Source organism: Litchfieldia alkalitelluris (assembly GCF_002019645.1).
Classification (GTDB): domain Bacteria; phylum Bacillota; class Bacilli; order Bacillales; family Bacillaceae_L; genus Litchfieldia; species Litchfieldia alkalitelluris.
On the sequence record NZ_KV917374.1, the window covers coordinates 4832346 to 4855487 of the forward strand.

16 protein-coding genes and 1 pseudogene are annotated in these 23142 nt (G+C 35.7%); 3 read left to right on the forward strand and 14 right to left on the reverse strand.

The genetic code is table 11. The annotated features are described in order from the left end of the window. Nucleotides 1–236: 236 nt before the first annotated feature. Nucleotides 237–637, forward strand: a pseudogene (locus BK579_RS22800) (UDP-galactopyranose mutase). Between the two features lie 497 nt (nucleotides 638–1134). Here the strand turns inward: BK579_RS22800 and BK579_RS22805 are convergent. The 7 genes from BK579_RS22805 to BK579_RS22835 form a co-directional block, all read right to left on the reverse strand. Continuing rightward, on the reverse strand, nucleotides 1135–2736 hold the full coding sequence (locus BK579_RS22805; RefSeq protein WP_078549518.1) for a response regulator transcription factor: 1602 nt from the start codon (nucleotides 2734–2736) through the stop codon (nucleotides 1135–1137). Next, on the reverse strand, nucleotides 2714–4417 hold the full coding sequence (locus BK579_RS22810) for a sensor histidine kinase (protein ID WP_169891232.1): 1704 nt from the start codon (nucleotides 4415–4417) through the stop codon (nucleotides 2714–2716). The genes BK579_RS22805 and BK579_RS22810 overlap by 23 nt, the downstream gene beginning before the upstream one ends. 494 nt (nucleotides 4418–4911) lie before the next feature. Then, entirely contained in the window at nucleotides 4912–6621 is a 1710-nt protein-coding gene (locus BK579_RS22815) for an extracellular solute-binding protein (protein WP_235848603.1), read from the reverse strand. Between the two features lie 264 nt (nucleotides 6622–6885). Then, entirely contained in the window at nucleotides 6886–8601 is a 1716-nt protein-coding gene (locus tag BK579_RS22820) for an extracellular solute-binding protein (protein ID WP_078549524.1), read from the reverse strand. A gap of 98 nt (nucleotides 8602–8699) precedes the next feature. Beyond that, nucleotides 8700–9575 (reverse strand): carbohydrate ABC transporter permease, encoded by an 876-nt coding sequence (locus BK579_RS22825; protein ID WP_078549526.1) that lies wholly within the window; start codon nucleotides 9573–9575, stop codon nucleotides 8700–8702. Nucleotides 9576–9586: 11 nt separating this feature from the next. Next, nucleotides 9587–10540: an ABC transporter permease gene (locus BK579_RS22830; protein ID WP_078549528.1), complete on the reverse strand. Its 954-nt coding sequence runs from the start codon at nucleotides 10538–10540 to the stop codon at nucleotides 9587–9589. Nucleotides 10541–10790: 250 nt separating this feature from the next. After that, on the reverse strand, nucleotides 10791–11516 hold the full coding sequence (locus tag BK579_RS22835; protein ID WP_078549529.1) for a helix-turn-helix domain-containing protein: 726 nt from the start codon (nucleotides 11514–11516) through the stop codon (nucleotides 10791–10793). 163 nt (nucleotides 11517–11679) lie between these two features. On the opposite strand from BK579_RS22835, the gene BK579_RS22840 reads away from it, so the two are divergent. Beyond that, a complete protein-coding gene (locus BK579_RS22840; protein WP_078549531.1) occupies nucleotides 11680–14163 on the forward strand; it encodes a glycoside hydrolase family 3 N-terminal domain-containing protein in 2484 nt (827 codons plus the stop codon). Between the two features lie 714 nt (nucleotides 14164–14877). Here BK579_RS22840 and BK579_RS22845 read toward each other — a convergent pair. Further along, nucleotides 14878–16182, reverse strand: a complete 1305-nt coding sequence (locus BK579_RS22845) for a glycoside hydrolase family 1 protein (protein WP_078549533.1) — start codon at nucleotides 16180–16182, stop codon at nucleotides 14878–14880. Between the two features lie 179 nt (nucleotides 16183–16361). On the opposite strand from BK579_RS22845, the gene BK579_RS22850 reads away from it, so the two are divergent. Next, nucleotides 16362–17606 (forward strand): helix-turn-helix domain-containing protein, encoded by a 1245-nt coding sequence (locus BK579_RS22850; RefSeq protein ID WP_078549535.1) that lies wholly within the window; start codon nucleotides 16362–16364, stop codon nucleotides 17604–17606. A 444-nt stretch (nucleotides 17607–18050) separates the two neighbouring features. Here BK579_RS22850 and BK579_RS22855 read toward each other — a convergent pair whose 3' ends face one another. The 6 genes from BK579_RS22855 to BK579_RS22875 form a co-directional block, all read right to left on the reverse strand. Next, complete coding sequence (locus BK579_RS22855; RefSeq protein WP_078549537.1) at nucleotides 18051–19010, reverse strand: formylglycine-generating enzyme family protein; 960 nt, start codon at nucleotides 19008–19010, stop codon at nucleotides 18051–18053. A 26-nt stretch (nucleotides 19011–19036) separates the two neighbouring features. After that, a complete protein-coding gene (locus BK579_RS22860) occupies nucleotides 19037–20242 on the reverse strand; it encodes an ROK family protein (protein WP_078549539.1) in 1206 nt (401 codons plus the stop codon). Nucleotides 20243–20263: 21 nt separating this feature from the next. Next, nucleotides 20264–20803: a chromate transporter gene (locus BK579_RS22865; RefSeq protein WP_078549541.1), complete on the reverse strand. Its 540-nt coding sequence runs from the start codon at nucleotides 20801–20803 to the stop codon at nucleotides 20264–20266. Nucleotides 20804–20821: 18 nt separating this feature from the next. Next, entirely contained in the window at nucleotides 20822–21448 is a 627-nt protein-coding gene (locus BK579_RS22870) for a chromate transporter (protein ID WP_078549543.1), read from the reverse strand. Between the two features lie 236 nt (nucleotides 21449–21684). After that, nucleotides 21685–22068, reverse strand: coding sequence for an SEC-C metal-binding domain-containing protein (locus BK579_RS26585; protein WP_328589312.1), 384 nt, complete (start codon nucleotides 22066–22068; stop codon nucleotides 21685–21687). After that, nucleotides 22029–22970, reverse strand: a complete 942-nt coding sequence (locus tag BK579_RS22875) for a radical SAM protein (RefSeq protein WP_235848517.1) — start codon at nucleotides 22968–22970, stop codon at nucleotides 22029–22031. Before BK579_RS22875 ends, BK579_RS26585 begins: the two co-directional genes overlap by 40 nt. Nucleotides 22971–23142: the final 172 nt, after the last annotated feature.

Below are 23142 nucleotides of genomic sequence, written 5' to 3' on the forward strand. Positions count from 1 at the left end.
TTTGAACGTTCCAAATGGATATTTGAAGTACTACTATGGTTTTTATTAGAGTAATCGAGTTACTAAAACACTTTTAATATGGAAAAATAATGACGAATATGTTAAATCATTTATAGTTCTTTAATATTAATGATTATTTTCGAGGAGAATTTCCAGAGATTACAAAAAAACAGTTCATAACGGACAGTCAAGGAGACTAACATGTACATGTACGATTATTAATAGTTGGTATTAGTTTGCCCGGATCAGTTTTTGCTTATAAAGCCAAGAAAAGAGGAAAACCTTGTTTAGTTATTGATAAACGAGAACATGTAGGCGGTAATGTATTTACGAAAAAAATATGGCGTTTTAGATTATCGAAACTTACAATTCGAAACAAATGTTTTAAAACCGGCAACTATCAAGGAAATGTTGTTAATTACACCGATAGAGAAACACCTTATACAAGAATCATTGAACAAAAACATCTAAGGAATATCCAACTGAATGGAAACATGATGAAGAACCTTATTATCCGATCAATGATGACAAGAATGGTGTAACCTATAGAAAATATAAAATGTTAGTTGAGCAAGAAAAAAACGTCATTTTTGGTGGACGATTGGCTACTTACAAGTATTATGAATGCATCAAGTGATTGGGGCAGCTCTTGTTGCTGTTGATAATGAATTCAAGGATTAGCAATACTGACATCTACTTTTCTATATGGAAATTAAATAAGGACAAGTAAAAGCTTAAAACTAGCACCGTAGCTGGTTTTAAGCTTTTAGATAAATTTGATTTACAACTAAATCTGAACTGAAGTACATCCCCTCTTCCGCATATTGTTCCTGGTTTCCCCATCAAATTATTTAAGGGGAATTAAAATTATTAACTCAGTTCATTTACCGACTCAAACTGACTACATACACTTCTGCATAAAAGCCTCCTTACTCAAATAGCTCTTGGTAGGTTCCTTGCTAAATTATATCGCCATTGTTCATTACTAGTATCAAATGAGCATAGACGATGTGTGATGATAAAACTAGTTCGGTAATCCACCCTCTAGCATCAGCGATGCTCGCATATCTATACCATGTACAATCTAGTGCAAACACTTAGATTTTGGACAGACTCTCTTAATGAACTACTTATCTACTTTATTTGATCTCGATATTTCTGAGGAGTGCAGCCATAATGCTTCTTAAAAACCTTAATAAAGTGAGATTGAGAAAAGAAACCAAGCTCATTTCCCACATCTGCAATTTTAAGTTTAGTATTACGCAGAAGAAAATCAGCACGCTTCATCCTTAATTGATAAATATAATCACCTATTGTTTCACTTGTGACATTTTTGTAAACCTTTGACAAATAAACTGGATGTAAATTAACTTTTTCGGCAATTGTCTGAAGTGACATATCCTCCGATAAATTTTCTTGAATATACGCTCTCACTACAGCAATCATTCGCTCTTGTGAATCATCAATAATATTTGATTTCTGGCTTCTTATATTATTTATCCATTTTTCTGCCCAGTTAAATACACGTTGCTTCGTAATAAGGCTTCTTTTTCCTATCAAAAGATCAAACTCTTCCCCTAATTGATCTTCAATCGTTTTATCCCCTTCTTTGCATAAGGTAGAGAATGAAAAAGATAAGTAAAGTAAAACCCTAAATAAATAATCATGTGTAGGTTCACTTTTCTGTTCATTCATTGTTAAAACATGTGAAATCCTGGCTATCGCCCCATCCCAATTTCCTTCTGCCAGTAGAGATGTAATTGTCGGTGCTTCATGGAGATTTATTGTATTTGCATTCTTTGATTGCTTCGGCATATCCTTTACTATGATAAAATCGCTCTTATTTTCCCCTACATTATGCTTGATTGTTTCGATTGATGTTTGATAGATCTTTCTTAAATCATAAGGAAAAATACCAATGTTGCTTAAACATATGGTAATCGAGCCTCTCAGAAAGGTCTGGATATAATTTTGCAGTTTTTCAGCATAAGAATTGACCAATTTAAAGTCTTCTCGATGATCACTTTGGATTAAAAACACTAAATAACCTTGATCGGTTATACTGTTCCATAATTCAAACCGCTCCTGAAAAATCTCTTCAGAAATGTTATTAACGGCAAATTCAATCAATGACATAGACTTAAGATCATAGCCTTCAAATCCATCATCTAGTCGAATAACGATCATCGCAAATAAATCATCTAATTTAAATGAATTAAACACTGCTAGTTTTTTTTCTAAATGGTTAAGATCAACTACATCATTCTTCAACAAATCATTTAGTAGCTGATTTTTCAATATTGGCATATTTTCATCTAATGTATGCTTAATACGTTGATATGAAATAGTCTCCTTTATCTCGGTTTCAATTTTTCGAATGATATCCAACACCGTTTTTATCAACAACTTAATATCAACTGGTTTAAGTAAATAATCGACCGTTTGTTGCCTTATTGCCTTCTGAGCATATTGAAAATCATCATACCCTGATAAAATAATTGTTTTGATGTTTGGGGAAAAAGTTTTAATTTTTTCATTTAATTCAAAACCATTCATTTCAGGCATCTGAATATCCGTTATCATGATATCAATGACTTGTTTGTCTGAAATTTTCAAAGCTTCATGTGCAGAATAAGCTTTATGCACCTCTTTTATACCATATTCTTTCCATGGAATAGTAAGGGCAAGACTATCAACAACAGAGGTTTCATCATCAACAATCAGTAATTGGCACATAAGGTAAACCTCCTTCAAGATTGTGATTTGGCCAAAATAAGGTTATACATAAACCACCCAAGGTACTATTGGTTATCTCAATCCCAGCTGGATTTTCATAATGAATCGCCATACGTTGATTAATATTCCATAATGCACAGCCAATTTTATCGTCTAATGGTACATTAATCCGTTCATACAGTTTCTGAATTTCCTCTTTAGACATGCCATTTCCGTTGTCTTCGACAATAATACGATACAGCTTGTCCTCCTTGATTCCAGTAATTCGAATAAATCCTGCACCATGCTTCTTTTCAATTCCATGAATGACACTATTCTCTACCAAAGGCTGAATGAGAAGCTTAGGTATCAACAAAGATCTCATTGAATCAGGAATGTTAATTTCAAACTTGAGACGCTCCATCCTAAGTTGCTGAATATTAAGATAATTCTTCACGACATCGATTTCTTTTTCAAGTGCTGTCATGGGTGTATCCAGCCGAGTTGAGTAACGAAAATAGGATGCTAAATTATGTGTCATTGCCTCCACGGCATCATCATTTCCTAGGCGATTCATATTGTTAATAAAAAACAAGCAGTTATATAAAAAATGGGGATTAATTTGAGCCTGTAGCTTTTTAATCATCGCTTCTCTTGATATGACCTTTTCTTTGTAAACCCTCTCGACTAAATTTTCAATTTCTTCAACCATTTCATTAAAGTTTTTATAAAGAATATCAAACTCATTATTACTTTTATTATTTATCCTGTAAGAGTAATCTCCACTCCTAATACTTCTTACTCCTTTTAGCATGATAATTATAGGGAGCTGCACTTTTCGATAGAGATAGATTAAAGTAATAATACTACCAATAAAAAGGATCATACATGTCACATAAAAGATTTTCTTTGTTTGAGTAATTGGTTGAAGTACGACATCCAATGGTAAATAGTCTACTAAGTACCAGTCCAAAGACTTAGAGCGAATAAAATTAACCATGTATTGTGTTCCGTCTATTGTGATGATTTCTGTTCCTTCGTCACGATTTTTTAAAGAATGGGAAAGCGTTAACATTACTTCTTGTAAAATTTCTTTATCAGAACCTTCATACATGATGACTGAATTGGCAATATTTAAAAAAAAGGGATTATTATTTTCAATTTTAGCGTCATTGACGATTTGTTGTAGGTTGTTCTTTGGGAATGTTATGCGAATAGTAAATGTGTCATTTTGCCGAAATGTTTCAAACCTTTCATTGGTTGAATTATATGTCCACATTAGGGGACTATTCTGCCTTTCAGGAGGTGGTTTCATATCATTCGTTCCAATCCATTTATCAATTAAATGTGAATAAACAGAAATTTGGTTATTCCATCCTTGGGAAAATCTATGCATATCGATCATATTCTCGACTTCTAATCTTAATTTAACTTGTTCATAATTATCCAAGATATCGATGGATGAGAGTAACTTAATAGTTGACTTTACTTCCATTGAGATGGCTAGTATACTTAATTGATCTACACTATAATCAACATGGTTAACGAGTTGTCGTAATCGATTAAGATTATTTTCTTGAATATCATTTTGGACAGTTTTTAAACTTGTATTAATGATATTTGTGTACATGATGATGACAATTGTAGTTGATAGTAAAATTAATAGAAGGACTGTGTAGAAAGTTCGATAATGTTTTAGCATGAAGTACTCCTTTCCCATCAGAAACAGGCCCATTTTGATGATTTGTCTATCTTAATTATATCACTCTTCTAATCTTCAATATAGTAATTTGGTACTCTTTTTTGTCGGATAGGTATAATAATACTAATATTGGTCCCTTGAAAATAGCCCGACAAATCCTTTGTCGGGCTATCATGATTCATAAAATTGTCATATTCTCCATGAATTCTCATGACAGTTCATAATAATACTGTAATAAATTAACAATTTTCATAATCAAAATATCAAAAAATTCAAAAGTGTTCCAGCCTGCATCTCCAGTAACAGCTTCGTCTTTCCTTTAAAAATTGATACAAGCCTTTAAAGAAATAACCATTCACAACCATTAAAAATAGGATGAAAAGTTGTTGGTTTATAGCTGCTATATCTTACGATTTGCTCTTTACGTTAATTGCTTAACCTAATGGAAAAAATCGGCCTTAGGTTACATGAAGCCGATTTTTCCTCATCGATATTTATTTTACAGAATCATACCATTCATTCACTTCTTTGGTGACATCTTCTCCACCACTTGAATACCAATTCTCTACAAATTCGTCAAATGCCTCGATTGGTTTTTTACCATAAATAATGTCTGTGTACGTTTCAATTTCAGATCTGTTTAGCATTTCCCATCTTCGTTCCATTGTTTTTGTTGGAGGACCAGTGAAATAATTAGGAATACCAACAGAATCTTGTTCTGTAGCTATTATAGTTGCTTGATTTTCTATCATCTTCAGTGGATTCTTTCCGTCTAAATCTACATTTATAAACGCATTTGAACCTAAAGCTGCCAAATCCTCATTGGAGAGTTCTTCTCCCTTAGCAGCTTTTATCATAGCATCTAACAGCTTGGATTTATAAACAGGTGGGCTTCCTGTTAGCATATACTTCTGCGATTGTATTGGATTTTCAATAGAAGTTGGCTTTCCATCTTTAAATGCATAATCGTAGCCATCCTGAAAGTCTTTAAACATGTAAGGATCTTCGCTCTCGTATATAGAATATAGCGTATTTCGATAATGGAAAAATGCTTGTAATTTTTCTTCGGAAATATCTTTATTGAAGAAAACCCCACCTAGAGTATCTTTACCAAGTACGTGAATATCGTTCCCGGTTTCTCCTGCTGGCAACGGATACGGCATATACCTTGCATCTGGCTTCGTCTGTAATAGCATGCCAATTGGATAATTGATTGTCCATTGTGGACCTGCAAGCATCCCAACGTTTCCAGTAGTAACTTCTTTTACAACCGTGTTAAAGTTGCTAAGTGCGATCTCATTGATATATCCTTTTGCTTTCCAATCTCTCAGTGTAACTAAGGCATCTTTAACTTCTGGTTGAACAGAACCGTAAACAAGCTTACCATCTTCCCCTGGATACCATATTTGCGGTATTGCTCCGAACCTACCAAAGAACCAGGAAGTTTCCGGCGGAACCTGCCCCATACCATACCATGGGTCACCAGCAAGTGCAAGTGGAGTCGTATCTTTCTTACCATTACCATCTGGATCCTGACTAGCAAATGCTTCCATCACAATTTCTAGTTCTTTCATATTTGTAGGAGCCTGTAGTCCCAGTTTGTCTAACCAATCTTGTCGAATCCATAAAACTGGTTGGCCACCTTTATTTTCAGATAGATTCGGAATTGCAAACTTTTTACCATCGGCCATGAACTGATACCAAGCCTCAGGAGATTCTGCTAGTGCTGCTTTATACGTATCTGAAGCATATTTATCAAACGCTTCGTCTACACTCATTACTAAACCGGATTCAATCAACATTGTACTCAATTGGTGGTCATTAACCCAAAAGAAATCCGGTAATTCTTGCTTACCTGCAACTGCAAGCTTCAATTTCTCAGAAAAGCTTCCATCAGCTAGCGATGCTTGCCATTGTGACTCAATATTAATACCAAGTTTTTCTTCAACCCAACGTGTGTGGGCATTATTTGTAAGAGACTCCCCTTCTCGATATCCAGTACCTGATATCTCAGCACTAATGGTTGTAAGAGTAATAGCTGGCTCAATTTTACCATTGACAATATTCAATGTAACTCCTTTATCCTCACTACTGTCACTCGTTCCAGGATCTTCACTTGTTGTAACATCCTTTTTACTGCATGCTCCTAAAATTCCGATAAGTAAAACAAGGGTAAAAACTAGAATTAAAAATCTCCATTTCATCTTCAAAGCTTATTCATCCCCCTATTAATTTATTCTTACATAATTATTATAAAAGCGCTTACATACTTTTTATATAACGGTTTCTTAACTTAATATAGCGATTTCTTAACTTAATATATTAGCCATATCTTAATTATTCTCTTTTACATCACCGATGACAATTCCTCTTATAAATCTTCTAATAACGCAGCATTGATAGTGCTGCAAATACCTAATAAAAACTCGGATCCAGGTTTACTAGATCCGAGTTTTCCGCATCAATATTTATTTTACAGAATCATACCATTCATTCACTTCTTTGGTGGCATCTTCTCCACCACTTGAATACCAATTCTCTACAAATTCGTCAAATGCCTCGATTGGTTTTTTACCATAAATAATGTCTGTGTACGTTTCAATTTCAGATCTGTTTAGCATTTCCCATCTTCGTTCCATTGTTTTTGTTGGAGGACCAGTGAAATAATTAGGAATACCAACAGAATCTTGTTCTGTAGCTATTATAGTTGCTTGATTTTCTATCATCTTCAGTGGATTCTTTCCGTCTAAATCTACATTTATAAACGCATTTGAGGCTAAAGCTGCCAAATCCACATTGGAGAGTTCTTCTCCCTTAGCAGCTTTTATCATAGCATCTAACAGCTTGGAGTTATATACAGGTGGGCTTCCTGTTAGCATATACTTCTGCGATTGTATTGGATTTTCAATAGAAGTTGGCTTTCCATCTTTAAATGCATAATCGTAGCCATCCTGAAAGTCTTTAAACATGTATGGATCTTCGCTCTCGTATATTGAATACAGCGTATTTTGATAATGGAAAAATGCTTGTAATTTTTCTTCGGAAATATCTTTATTGAAGAAAACCCCACCTAGAGTATCTTTACCAAGTACGTGAATATCGTTCCCGGTTTCGCCTGTTGGTAACGGATACGGCATATACCTTGCATCTGGGTTCGTCTGTAATAGCATGCCAATTGGATACTTGATTGTCCATTGTGGACCTGCAAGCATACCAACGTTTCCAGTAGTAACTTCTTTTACAACCGTGTTAAAGTTGCTAAGTGCGATCTCATTGATATATCCTTTTGCTTTCCAATCTCTCAGTGTAACTAAGGCATCTTTAATTTCTGGTTGAACAGAACCGTAAACAAGTTTACCATCTTCCCCTGGATACCATATTTGCGGTATTGCTCCGAACCTACCAAAGAACCAAGAAGTTTCAGGCGGAACTTGCCCCATACCATACCATGGATCACCAGCAAGTGCAAGTGGAGTCGTATCTTTCTTACCATTACCATCTAGATCCTGACTAGCAAATGCTTCCATCACAATTTCTAGTTCTTTCATATTTGTAGGAGCCTGTAGTCCCAGTTTGTCTAACCAATCTTGTCGAATCCATAAAACTGGTTGGCCACCTTTATTTTCAGATAGATTCGGAATTGCAAACTTTTTACCATCGGCCATGAACTGATACCAAGCCTCAGGAGATTCTGCTAGTGCTGCTTTATACGTATCTGAAGCATATTTATCAAACGCTTCGTCTACACTCATTACTAAACCGGATTCAATCAACATTGTACTCAATTGGTGGTCATTAACCCAAAAGAAATCCGGTAATTCTTGCTTACCTGCAACTGCAAGCTTCAATTTCTCAGAAAAGCTTCCATCAGCTAGCGATGCTTGCCATTGTGACTCAATATTAATACCAAGTTTTTCTTCAACCCAACGTGTGTGGGCATTATTTGTGAGAGACTCCCCTTCTCGATATCCAGTACCTGATATCTCTGCACTAATGGTTGTAAGAGTAATAGCTGGCTCAATTTTACCATCGACAATATTCAATGTAACTCCTTTATCCTCACTACTGTCACTCGTTCCAGGATCTTCACTTGTTGTAGCATCCTTTTTACTGCATGCTCCTAAAATTCCGATAAGTAGAACAAGGGTAAAAATCAGGATTAAAAATTTCCCTTTCATCTTCATAGCATATTAACCCCCTAATTTTTTTCATCTTCATTATAAAAAACGCTTACATGTATTTTATATAACGATTTTTTTAACCTAACATATCTATATCTTAATTATTCTTTTACACCACCGATGACAATTCCTCGTGTAAAAAACTTCTGCAACACCGGAAATAAAGCTAAGATCGGTAGTGCTGCAAATACGACTTGTGCTGAACTAATAGAACGGAAATTTAACTTTTGCAATTCTTCTGGATCGGAAGTTGAAAAATCTGGTAATGTAATTGCTGACTTAATAAATGTACTCAATGGCACATTGTCAGCTTTCATATAAATTTGCCCTGCGAAAAATTCATTCCATTCAAAAACGACCATGAATAACCCAACTGTCGCAACAACTGGCACAGATAAAGGTAAATAGATTTTATAAAATACTTGAAAGTGATTCGCTCCATCCAGAAAAGCAGATTCTTCTAATGATTTAGGTAACGTGCTAAAGAAATTCATGATCAGTATAATATAAAAAACATTTGTTAAGCCTGGCAAAACAATTGCCCAAATGGAATTGTATAAACCCATATTAGTAATTAATAGGTAGGTTGGGATTAAACCACCATTAAAAAGAAGGGCGAATATGAAAAAGATGATAAAAAACTTATGCCCCGCAATTCCATCTCGACCTCCTCCTTTTGACAATACATAACCTGCCATACAGGTCACAAATAGACCAATGCTTACTCCTAGACATACTCTCTTTATACTAACCCAAAACGACTTTAATAACTGAGGATCCTCAAATGCTCTTTGATATGCAGCAGTTGTAAATTCGACCGGCCAAAAATATACTTGATTTGACAGAACAGCTGGACTAGAACTGAAGGAGAGTGCAACAACATGCAATAATGGAAGAACACAAATAGCTCCTAAAAACAGCATAAGTACAATGTTGAAGTAGTCAAATAGTCCATATGACCTTAACTTTGTTTTCATAGAAATCCTCCTTATCTTGCTTTACGTCCTGATAGTTTAGTAAAGACTGTAAAAGCTGTGATAATCATAATTGTACCTACAATGGATTTAAAGAACCCAACTGCGGCAGCAAATCCATAATTTAAATCAATTAAACCAACGCGATACACAAATGTATCAATTATATCACCTTTTTCATACACTAATGGACTGTAAAGGTTGAAAATTTGATCAAAGTCTCCACTCATCATAAAAGCAAGGTTAATCGTGGTCACAAGCATGATGACAGGAATCAATTCAGGTATAGTAACATACCACATTTTCTTCCATCTTCCAGCACCATCCATTTCAGCAGCTTCATAAAGCGCTGGATTAATTCCAGCCATCGATGCCAGATAAAGAATGGAGCCGTAACCAAACCCCTTCCAAACATCGGTCGCTACAACAGTTGCGACGAACCAACTATTTTCTCCCAAAAAGAAGATAGATTCAAAGCCAAGACGCTCGATAAATTGATTGACAATACCCGTTCCTGGGGTAAGCATTTCTTTAAATATCCCTCCAAGTACAACCCACGACAAAAAGTGCGGAAGAAAAACCATGGTTTGAACTGGGTAGCGAATCCATTTCACTCTTAGTTCATTGATGAGAAGAGCAAAGCTAATCGTTACCAGTGTACTAAAGAAGAGCTTCATGAAGGCAAATCGCAATGTATTCCATATGACTTCTCGGCTTTGGGGATACTCAAAAAGATACTTAAAGTTTTCAAGCCCAATCCATTCGGACCCTCTAATTCCTAAATATGGCTTGTAATCTTGAAATGCCATGACAAGCCCGAACATTGGTCCATAGCTAAAAGTACCAATTATTATGACAGCAGGAAGAAGCATTAAATATAAATGCCAACTATCTTTTCTTCGTTTCACTTTCATTTTCTTTTGAAAAATACCAGTTTCCTGTTTGTTTTTTCCTAAACTAGTTTCCATCATAAGCCTCCTTTAATATGTTATAAATTATTATATTCTTATTATATTACCTTGGCTTCTAACTTCGATATAATGCAATCTTAAGGTGTGATAGCGCTTTCTTAACTTTTGTTTATTTATCTATCTTGTAAAACACATTCTCAAAATTCTTTAATCATGAAAAAAAACCGTCAAATACACAGACAGTTTTTTTTAATCATCTATTAATATCTTAATTGGCTCTACTTAATTATTGATTTAACTAGCTTTTTCACAGGTTTTTCAAAAAATTATTAGGAGTTACTTTATAAAATTTTTTAAAGACTTTACTAAAATAAGCATAGTTCCTATAGCCCAATAATTCAGCAATCTCATTAAATTTATAAAAATTACTTTCCATCATTTGAATACCATATTCTAATTTTACTTTATGAATATAATCCGTTATGGTCTTTCCTGTTTCCATTTTAAACTTTTTAGAAAGGTAACTACGATTCACGTTTATGGCATTTGAAACATCTTTTGAATAAAGAAATTGAAATTTGTTGTTATGGATATATTCTATTGCCTTTTTAACCATGGAAGAATACTGTCTCATGGAATAATGTTTCATTGCCATGACCAATTCCTTAACGAATTGAAAGTAGTAACGCTCTAATTCGCCTGAGCTGGTACATTGAGCAATCCTTGTGTAGTATTTTCTTTTGGTAATCTCCGCTACATCCTTTGGCATCCCCTGTTTAATTGCTGTTTCAATAAAAGAAGTTAGGATTGAAGCTATATACAACTTTTGAATATCAACTTCTTCCTCAAAAATGACTTTTAGATCTTTTACTAGCTCAGCCTCGTTCCTAACCTGATGGAACATTTCTAAATCGCCGGTAACAATGGCATTTTCTAATAACTGTCTGAGTCTTGTGCTTTTTTCAGAATAATTAGTTTCATATTCTGATTGTATCGAAAGCTCCTTGTTCATTGAACGGTATTCCTTATTCATACAGATCCCTGCCCATAATGTTCATATTATAAAAATTTTAACATATCCGTGGAACATAAGTAACAATCGTGACGAAAAAACAACAATCGTATAAACTTCTATTTTAATTCTTGATTATTATTTTTTTAGAGTAATAAATTTTCACTAATAAGGGGGATATACCATGATTTACAAAGATGCTAGTAAAACTGTGTCCGAAAGGGTTGAAGATCTCCTTCAACGGATGACGCTGAAAGAAAAAGTTGGTCAGTTATTTGGAATGGTGAATTACGGGCAAGTGGTTCCTGTCCAGAATGCAAAGGAACATTTTTCACATGGTGCCGGCACATTAAGCTTTTTGAATAGCTCTCAAACAGGAAACACGAAAAAAGATATGGAAACCTTAAAGGAACTCCAACGATTTTTTGTTGAAGAGACTCGATTAGGGATACCGGTTCTTATTCATAACGAAGGTATTGCCGGTGCTCAAATACCAGGTGCAACCACATTCCCACAATCTCTAAATGTCGCTTCCACATGGGAACCTGAGTTGGCAATGAAAATGGGAGCAGTTGTAAGAAAGCAATTGATGGCATTTGGAATTAGAGCGGTACACTCCCCTCTTTTTGATTTAGGACGCGACCCAAGATGGGGAAGAATCGGAGAAACGTACGGAGAAGACCCTTATCTTGTTGCTCAAATGGGAACATCCTTTGTGAAGGGTGTTCAGGGAGATCATCAAGTGATGGCGACTGCGAAACATTTTGTCGGGTATGGCAATACCGAAGGGGGCCGTAACGGAGGAGAACAGCAAATAGCTGAACGAAAATTACTTGATACATATTGCTTCCCTTTTGAAGCGGCAATACATGAGGGGCAAGTGAATGGAGTAATGAACAGCTATGGTATTTTGAATGAACAAGCTGTCTCTACATCAAAGTGGCTACTTACCGATCTCTTACGTGAAAAACTTGGCTTTAGAGGACTTGTGGTAGCTGATTATGGCAGTGTAAGTCACGCAAATGCCCGGTACCGTGTCGCAAAGACCCAGAAAGAAACGGCAATCATGGCACTCAAGGCTGGAATGGATGTGGAACAACCGAGTAACACCTGTTATCGTTTTTTAGAAGAAGCCGTCGAGTCAGGAGAACTGGAAATAGACTACATCGATCGATCCGTAAGAAGAGTGCTTGAGACAAAGTTTAGATTAGGTTTATTTGAAAGCCCTTATAGTGAAGGGGATTTTTATAAAGAAATTAGTTATCCTGGATATCAAGAGCTTTCTCAAGAGATTGCTGAGAAATCAATTGTCCTGGTTAAGAATGAAGAAAACATTCTTCCTTTAATACAGAAACTAAAAATAGCAGTGATTGGTCCTTCTTCTGATAACAAAATAAACTTCTTTGGAGGATATTCATCTGTAGCTACAGCGGAAACAACCACTAGTGATTTCGATCGATCCGAGGATGAGAATTTTATAAAAATAGCCTATGATGTCGTAATTAGCGAGCATAAGGAGATGCTGAAATCTAGGGGTATCGAATTTGATATAAAGCCTTCGTCTGAACAAAAAGCACAAATTATAGAAATGCTTAAGAAAAATAGATCAAAATCGAATAAAGACTATCAATCTATGGAGGAATTCCTTGAACGATTTTATCCGAATTGTAGTACTGTTAAGGAACTATTGGAACGAGAATTCGGAGAAGAAAATGTGTTTCATGCGAAAGGTTGTCATATAACTCAACCAATCGAAGGAGGCATTAAAGAAGTAAAACATGCCGTTGAACAAGCGGACATTGTTATTGCTGTTCTAGGCGGAAGAGAAAGTATGAGAGCATCAGACGCTACCTCTGGAGAAAATAAAGATAATATCAACATTTATCTTGAGAAACCACAAATGGAAATGATGGAAGAAGTGTTCAAACTCAACAAACCAGTGATTTCTGTTATCGTGGACGGCAGACCTTTAGCAACACCTTTCATCAGTGAACATAGTAAAACGGTGCTATATGCATGGTTGCCAGCACAAACTGGTGCGCATGCCATTGTCAACATTTTAACCGGAAAAAGAAACCCGAGTGGAAAATTACCAGTTACAGTTGTTAAAGATACAGGGCAGATTCCTATATATAATAGTCGGTTACCATTTTACGTGGATCTAAATGAATGGGCAGAATATATTGATAATGACAAGAACACACCATTATATCCTTTTGGATATGGCCTAAGTTATACAACCTTCGAGTATAGCAATCTAAAGCTAAACAAAGAGGTGTCAACAACCGGAGAATTAATAGTGACCTTCACAATCAAAAATATTGGTTCATGTCCAGGTGATGAGATTGCTCAACTCTATATAAGAGACTGCTTTAGTAGTATCGCACGACCTACTAAACAATTAGTTGGATTTAAACGAGTAAACTTGGATGTGAATGAGGAAAAGGAAGTGACGTTCATTGTTGACATGGCACACCTTGCTTTCCATAATATTGACATGAAACAGGTTGTAGAACCGGGGGAGGTGGAACTTTATGTAGGAGCTTCATCAGAAGATATACGACTCCAAGATTCGTTTGACATTATTGGAGAAGAAAGAACGGTCGATCGGAAGGTATTTTCATCAAAAGTAACTGTTACCTCTCTTAATAAATTTTCAACGCTATAAAATTCGGAAATAATCCTACTGTCTTCAACAGTAGGATTATTTTTTTGTTAATAACTTTTAATGAAAATTTCGCTCATCAATTTTGGCCATGGTCAATAATCTCCCGACATTTTGGCTGCTTCTAAAAGGTAACTATTATTCAAGGTTTTATTTATATTATGCTAGTACCTCTACTTCTAGTTCATTTTATTGCTTCACAGGTATTTCAAAAGAAAGGCTTTGAAGTCCTTCCATGCTGACTGTTATAACAAGAAGTACCTGCCTCATAACCCGCGCGGACGATAACAAGTAGTCTACCTTTGTAGGATGTGAATTCTCCTGTCTAGTTCTCCGTAGTTTGCGGTCTACCTCTACCAAAGGCTATAAGGGTTGCTCCACCATTTCACTTTGGCAGTAGCTTTAATCTCTGCTGTTGGAACCAATCTTCCTTCTTCAATTCAAAACGTTTATTGTTTGATTTGACAGCAAAAGTTACCGGGAATCTTCTCCCGTTCTTCGGCAGTAAGTCTAACTTGGCAGGAATATCGGCACCATGTAACATATCTTCTTGGTCAAACTCCGTATGGTGGGTGTAGCAAATCAAGCGCTAAGTACACAAAAATCTGCTCTTCTCCATACTTTTCTTCCCCGAGAAATTCAATGGCATTCTCAAATTTCTTCACGTCTATATCACCCATACCCTTCAATATATCTTTATAATGGGAGTAGGTATCTTTACATAATTTCCCTAAAAGAATGTAATCCAGATTTTTTAATATTTCCTAAAAACGACAAACTTTCCTTTGGATATCTCGTTTGAGTTGAGCGATCAACGGCAATCAAGCCGAAGGTTTGTGCATACCCTAATTGCCATTCAAAATTATCGAGTAAAGACCAGTGTGTATATCCAATGATGTGAATTCCTTCGTCTAGACATTGAAGCACACCTGTTAGTGCTCGTTCGATAAATTCAACACGATCTTCGTCACTGTCCGTTGATATGCCATTTTCTGTCACAATGATCGGTTTGTCCCAGTGCTTCGAAACAAATCGAAGAACATTTCCTAAAGCTTCTGGATAGTATTCATACCCCATTTTCGTGAGTCTCGCATTTTCATCTTTTAGAACTTCGCCATCTGGTCCATGAATTTTCCGAGAATAATTTTGAACCCCTAAGAAATCATCTTCTTGTAGATATGGTAGATAGGAAAGCAAGTCTTCATGCTGTTCTTTTTCTACGAATTTTTCTCCCCCAGGCAATGCTTGATGGTCGTAAAGGGAGAATGTGATTCCAACCTTGATCGTTGGGTTTAGAGCTTTGATGACGCTTCGAGCCTTTTGATGACATTCCATAATAATGCGTTCACCATTTTCCGTTTTAGGGGCAAGAAATGTGTGTACATTTCTTGGGTCAATTCCAAAAGTCTCTCCTAACGAACGATAATAGAGCTCCATCCTCGCTTTCATAGTATCCATATTAAGTCCTACTTGCACATCTCCATCAGAACTTTTCGTATTCGAAGCAGACATTTTTATCATAATTTTTGTAATTTGTTTGCCCATATTTGCTTCATTTATCGTACAGATGTAGGGAATAAGATGACCTAGTTCAGAAACTACATAGTGAGCGTACTTTCCAAAGTATTCAATTGTCGTTTCACTTTCCCATCCACCTTCGGAAATCAACCATTTTGGTGATGAAAAATGATGCAAAGTCACGATTGGTGTTACATTTTTTAGATGACAGAACTCTAACACCTCTCTGTAATGTTGGATTTCAGCTTCATTAAAATGGCCTTTTGTTGGCTCAATTCTTGCCCATTCGATTGAAAATCGATAGGTGTCACAGCCTGCATCTACTAACAATTGAATATCTTCTTTGTATCGATGATAGTGATCCACAGCATCTAACGATGGTTCTTTGTACGTCGAATTTGGCACTTGCTCCATTGCCCAAAAATCACTATTCACATTATTTCCTTCTACTTGGTGTGCTGCTGTTGCAGCACCAATCATAAATCCATTTGGAAATTTTTTCATTTTAACTTCCCCTTTCTGCAATCATAACCTTCATTAATATAAAGCGGTTACACAACAAATTTTTTCATTGATAGCAAATATATCGTAGCATTCATATTCAGAAAACTATGGTATTTCGGTACTATTTTTTGTATTATTTAGATAGGAAGATCATTTTGTAACGATGGAGAGGAGTACGTATGAGCAACTATATCGACAAAATTGCAAGTAAGTGTAACCTCATTGCAGAATCTTTTCATTTACCTGTTCTTTTCATCACTCCCACTGGAGGGGTGATCTATGAGAACATTAAAGATCAGATGTTAAACCCTTTATATGAAAATCGAAAAGAAAAATTGTTTAATCCTCTACATTTTAAACCTGATATAGAATTTCATTTCCCAGTCATTAAAAAATCAGCATTCTCTGAAAGATACATTTTAATAAGTGTGAGGAACGGAGAAGTCTTTGAAGGTACCGTCGTAATCGGGCCTTCTCTTTCCTATCCATTATCAGAAGATATTATTAATGGCATCATCAATGACGCACGAGCCTTTTTTTATCGTGAAAATGTGATCCAATATTATCAGTCTTTACCGATCATCGCACCAGATAGACTCGTGCATATGAGTGTTATGATATTTCACTTGTTTAATAACATTCTACTTTCTCCCAGCGAGATACTAAGTGAGAATTCCATGCAAACCACGACGAGCGAAAAAGTCGAAAAGGTGAACTTATCCGTTTCTCAAAATCTACAGGAACATGCTTTTCATCATGATCGGCTTTTTGAGAAGAGAATTTTATATATCATTAGAGAAGGAAGAGTGGAAGACTTAAGTACACTTGCCATCACAAGAGAAGAAGAGAGTACGAGTCTTTTATCGAAGTCTAGTTATCTACGTTCCCTTAAAAACCACATTATTACTCTCATCACATTAGTGTCCAGAGCATCTATGGATGGCGGACTACATGAGGAAATTGCCTTTTCCTTGCATGATAGCTTTATTCAGCATCTAGAGGAATTACAACGATTAGATGATGTTAGAAGTTTAGCGAGAGACGTGCTGTACACCTATGCTGAAAAAGTAAAACAAGTTAAAGATGAACGGTATTCAATCACCATTACAAAATGTAAGGATTATATTTTTAAGCATATTTATGAAGAAATTAGTCATAATGATGTTGCGAGAGTAGCCGATCTAAGCCAAAAATATTTGTCCGTCTTATTTAAAAAGGAAGTCGGAATATCGATAAGCGAGTATATTCAACAAACCAAAATCGAGGAAGCAAAAAAACTAATTGGCTATACTAAAACGCCCATCTCCGAAGTATGTTCACTATTAAACTATAATGACCAAAGCTATTTTACGAAGGTCTTTAAAAAAGTGGTTGGTATTACACCAAAGCAATTTCGCGAAAGACACCACCTTATGAATAAATAACCCTACACTTTTATGTATGTAGGGTTATTTTAGTGTAGGATTTGTTAGTTATTACTTAGTGTTCTATGAAAGTCAATGTCTAGTAATTTATTTGTTCATGGAATAGTTCCTTTTTTCGTCGACGACTAACGAACCTCAATTTCAATTGTTTGAGATGTAACCCTCCACCTTCAACAATAACAGTATTAAATCCCCTCTCAGTAGGACGAAAACAGCAAATGCTTTTCCATCTTAAAACGATAGTTTGAAAGAGTCTGTCCTAATTTATTTGGTAAATTATTCGTACCCACAAATAACGACTCTTTTTTGTATCTAACAAGCGATCATAGTGTATTTTAATATATTTATATTTCAATATTTTTGGGCGACCCAAATTCAAAAACGACTGAACTTTCGATAAAGCCTGTATATTAAAATACAGTTTAATTATCATTTCTAGATGGCTCATCTAAAACTCTTCACTACACGAAACCCACAGTTACTTGTAGAACTATCAGGTGTATTTGAACTTCTTGCAGCAACTCGGTATCTATTGCAGTAAGAGTGGTGACAGAGGAATGATCCTCCACGCATGGAGCGGTTTCCTGTTGGTTTCGTAAAGGCTGGATTTTCAGTACTAGTTTCTCTGTGATACCGTGGAGTAAACCAATCACTACACCATTCCCACACATTACCCGACATATTGTATAAACCATATCCATTAGGCTCATAGCTGTCCACTGGTGCAGTACCAATATATCCGTCACCTGCATTATTTATTGTAGGAAACGTTCCTTGCCATATATTGCAGCGATGCTTCCCGTCTGGCTCAAGTACGTCCCCCCACGGGTACGTTTTTTGGACTATTCCTCCCCTTGCAGCATACTCCCATTCAGCTTCTGTTGGCAACCTGGTTCCAGACCACTTACAATAGGCTTCAGCATCATGCCATGATACATGTGTCACTGGGTGATTCATTCGATCATTTATAGTAGAATCGTGTCCTTCTGGCTTTTTCCAATATGCACCTTGTACAGCTAGCCACCATGGAAGCCCTGGCATTTCGTGTGCTTTCGCTTTCACTTCACTTGAGGCTAATAAATGAAAAACATAAGACCAACCGAATTGTTCTGCTTCCGTTACATAGCCTGTCTCGTCTACAAAGAGTTTAAAGTCTTTATTTGTTACAGTGTATGGAGATATATAAAAGTCATGTAGTTTTACCTTACGGACAGGGCCTTCTCCATCACTTGGAAATCCCTCATTCGTTTCGGTTCCCATTAGGAACTCACCGCCTTTTATATGAACAAAATCAGATGAGTTAGCGGCATTAGTTGCTCCCTCTATTCTTTGGGTTATATGTTTAGCTAGTTCTTCTGCTTTATTTCGGCTTGCAGCACAGCAGGATTTTTGCGCTTGTTCCATTTTTATATAACCTCCATATTAGAAATTTATAAATCCGATAGCTGTTTGATTACTATAGAAGCTGCACCTATAGCTACTGCATCTTCACCTAATTTACTTTTTTCAAAAATCACCTTATATGTTGGGACATAGAAAGTTTTATTCAATGCAACCCGGATGGCTTGATCGTAGAATAGTTGGTTGCCTGAAATAAGTGGTCCACCCAAAATAACCTTTTGGGGGTGTAGGATATTAAGTAAATTTGCAAGTCCTATACCAAAGTATGATGCGGCTTGATTGAAGACTTCTATAGCTAAGGGGTCGTTTTCTTTTAATGCTTGTTCAAGCATATAATACTTAATATCATCAATATGTTTAGTGTACTGATTTAAAAGAGAAGTTCTGCCAATTTTCAAAGCATTTTTTACTGCTTGTTCCAAAGCATAAGTAGAAACATAAGTCTCCAAACTACCATAGTTCCCCTCAGAATGCCAAGGAGGGAGGCCATCACTTTGAATAATCATTTGTCCTACGGAACCTTCCATATCAACTGCACCATAAACAAGCTGTCCACCTGTAATCATCGCTGATCGAATACCCACCCCCACATGGAGGTAAAGCAAATGCTCAATGATATCATTTGAATCAGACCAAAACTCTCCCAGGAGCGCTGCATTTGTACCATTGTCAAGTATTGTATAAAAGCCTAATCTTTCTTGGTAAATTCTACAAATATCAATGTTTTTCCATGTAGGAGAAGGAAAGTTTTGTGGATCTAGAATCCTTCCATTAATACGATCAAGTGGACCAACCGCACCAATCCCCATTCCTAATATGTTATCTTCATTTATATGATGCCGGTCATACATCTGTTTTATAACTTCCACGACCTCCTGAAGTAAACGTTCAGGAGTCATCGTAACATCCATCTTCCAAATATAATCGTCCAATTTATTTAAATGTAAGTCACATAATACAAGTCTTGAATTCGTCCGAGAGATATCCAACCCAAATACATAAGCAAAGGAAGGATTTGTCCGAAACAAAATGGGGCGCCTTCCCCCAGTTGATTCTCCTAGCCCAACCTCAACGATTAACCCCTGTTCTGTCAATTCATCTAGAATTCTAGTAAGAGTGCTACCTGTCAATCGGCTGATGTTCTTTATGTCTGTCTTAGATATGGTTCCACGGCGGCGAATCACCTCATAAACTTCCTTTGCGTTTCGTCCACTTATAATATTACTCGGTATCATGTTACACTTCCTATCGATCTATTATCCGTAGAGGGCTACCCCCACTAATCCTGATAATAGTATGACATAAACCGGGTGAATCCGAAAGCGAATTAAAGCTAATAAAGATAACCCGAAAATTACTAACAAGCTCAAAGTATGCCAAGAAAATGAAGAAACTAACCCATTATTCTTAGCAAATAAAATAGCAGCGTACACAATAAGGCCTGTAATGATGGAGCGAAGTCCATAAAACGCTGATTTAACTACGAGACTTTTCTGAATTCTATAAAAGATAGCACCTATCGTAATTATAATCATTAATGAAGGCAAAATCATTCCAAGTGCAGACATAAATGCACCGGCCATACCCATTTGTTCATATCCAATGAAAATTGCACTATTCGTAGCAATTGGACCGGGTGACATTCCCGCTACTGCAATAACATCTGTAAAGGATTGCACAGTCATCCAACCGTGTTTCTCTACAACTTCTTGTTGTATAAGTGGAATCATAGCATAGCCACCACCGAATGAAACAAAACCAATCATAAAAAATGTACTAAACAAATCCCAAAGCATATTAGGAGTCCCCCTTTCCTAAATCCCTGCACCAAGGTAATAGTCTGGTTTTACCGTTTCTTCTTTTTCTAATTTAATGCTAATTCCTAATTTCTTCTTTAGACTTATGATACCTATCCCAATGATTCCACCACTTATAATAATTAGAACAGGGTGAATGTGTATAAAAAACAATACCGCAACCGTGATTGCTATTAGTGCAACTGTTGTTTTATCAACTATAGCTGTTTTACCAATTTTTATTGCAGCATATGTAATTAATGCTACAATTGTAGCTCTAATAGAAACAAAGGCGGCCTCCACTTTTGGATTATCTTGTACCTGTAAGAAAAACAAACTTAACATGACAACAATAAAAAAAGTCGGAAGTAACACACCAGTCATTGCCACGATCGCACCCGCAACACCTGCTAGTCTATACCCAATAAAGGTTGCCGAATTAATGGCAATTGCACCAGGTACAGATTCTGCAACAGCAAAAATATCAGTCACATCTTCAGTCTTAACCCAACGACGCTTCTCTACTACTTCCCTCTCAATAAGTGGAATCATAGCATAGCCACCACCAAAAGTAACGGGTCCAATTTTAAAAAATGTTATAAAAATTTGCACTAGAAGCTTTATATCAAACGCTTTGACTTTCATGTAGATTACTCCCTTCCTTATTGGATCCTATAGCTATCATATCACACTTAATTCCATTTCGGTTTAAAGATTCTAAAAAAATAATGGATTTTCTTAAATTAAAACTTGTATATTATGATTGTTTTAATCATATTGGATAAAAGTTGTTTTTCTTTTTTAAAATTATATTTTAGTGATTTCATTAAATGAAAAACAAAAATCATATAACAATGAAAAACATCGTATCACCTGTAGGTTCAAAATAGTTTCCACGATGTTTTGGAGTAGTTCATATTAACTTGTTTTAATGGTTCACAACATTTTTTGAACTTCTTACCACTTCCACATAAACACGTATCATTTCTACTAGGTAACTTTTGACCTGCATTAATATAGTTCTCAATCCTCCTTGCCTTCACATTTCTTGCAACGATTCGCATTCGTTCGTCGGCATATTGATAGATTTGCTTAAAGCTTTGACAAAAGTAGTCTGATTGAGAATTATTACTCTGATACCAATTTCTATTTCTCGGACAACCACCATTACATAAATTTAAATACTCACAATTCTTACATTTATTAGGTAAATTTGTCTTTTTACTTAAAAACTCATCATATATTGGATGAGAGTTATAATCGATTGTAAAGAAGAACTGTAGATATTTCCTAAAAAGTGATCTTCATGAATATAAAAATCGCAAGGGTAGGCATCACCATTTTGTTCAAATACTATTGACTTTGGACATGTTTTTCGGTGAGTACATAGCTGAGCCTCTTCATGAAGATACACCGCTAACATATTATCAAAAAAGCGAATAGAGGTTTCGGGGTAACCGTTTTGATACCAAAAATCGAATACTTCACATAAGAAGTTACCATATTCCTTTGGAGTGATTAGGAATCTTCCAGGTTTATTTATGTCTTGAGAATTAAAATCCATACAAGGAATGAATTGAACAAAGTTAACCTTCTCTTTATGATAAAATTCCATTAATTCCTGAGCTTTGTTTATATTGTTCTCATGTAATACAGTAAGAATGTTAAAGTCTACATTTTCAGCTTTTAAATATCCTATTCCGTTCATGATTGATTTAAAGCTACCCGCTCCAGACCCAGTTAACCTTCTAGCATCATTAATAGATTCAGGACCATCTAAACTTACTCCTACGAGAAAGTTATACTTTTCAAAAAATTTTGCCCATTTTTGATTTATTAGTGTTCCGTTTGTTTGGATAGCATTGCTAATGATTGTATTTTGAGGCGCATACTTTGCTTGGAGAAAAACAACTTTCTCAAAAAAGTCCAATCCTGCCAATAAGGGTTCTCCTCCTTGCCATGCAAAAGAAGTGTATCCATTTGACATTTCCATATATTCTTTTATAAATTTTTCTAATACCTCATCAGATATTACTTCTATTTTTTCTGGTCGTCCATTACAGCGACTATAATAGCAATAATCACATGCTAGATTACAAGCCTCCGAAACAGTTTTCCACATTACAGCTAATGGGCTTGTAATGTTGGTCTCACAATAGTTATTCAATTTTATCACCTCATAGCCTATCTTATTGGAAACAGGTTAAGCCCATATGTGATAAATCTCACAATAAAAAAATCAACATCAACCACCCCTTGGATAATTCTGTTTGCCCGTTACAGCTGAGGGTGTAGATTTTGTTTAAGTTTCATGAAGTTTATCATTTAATAAAAATAGA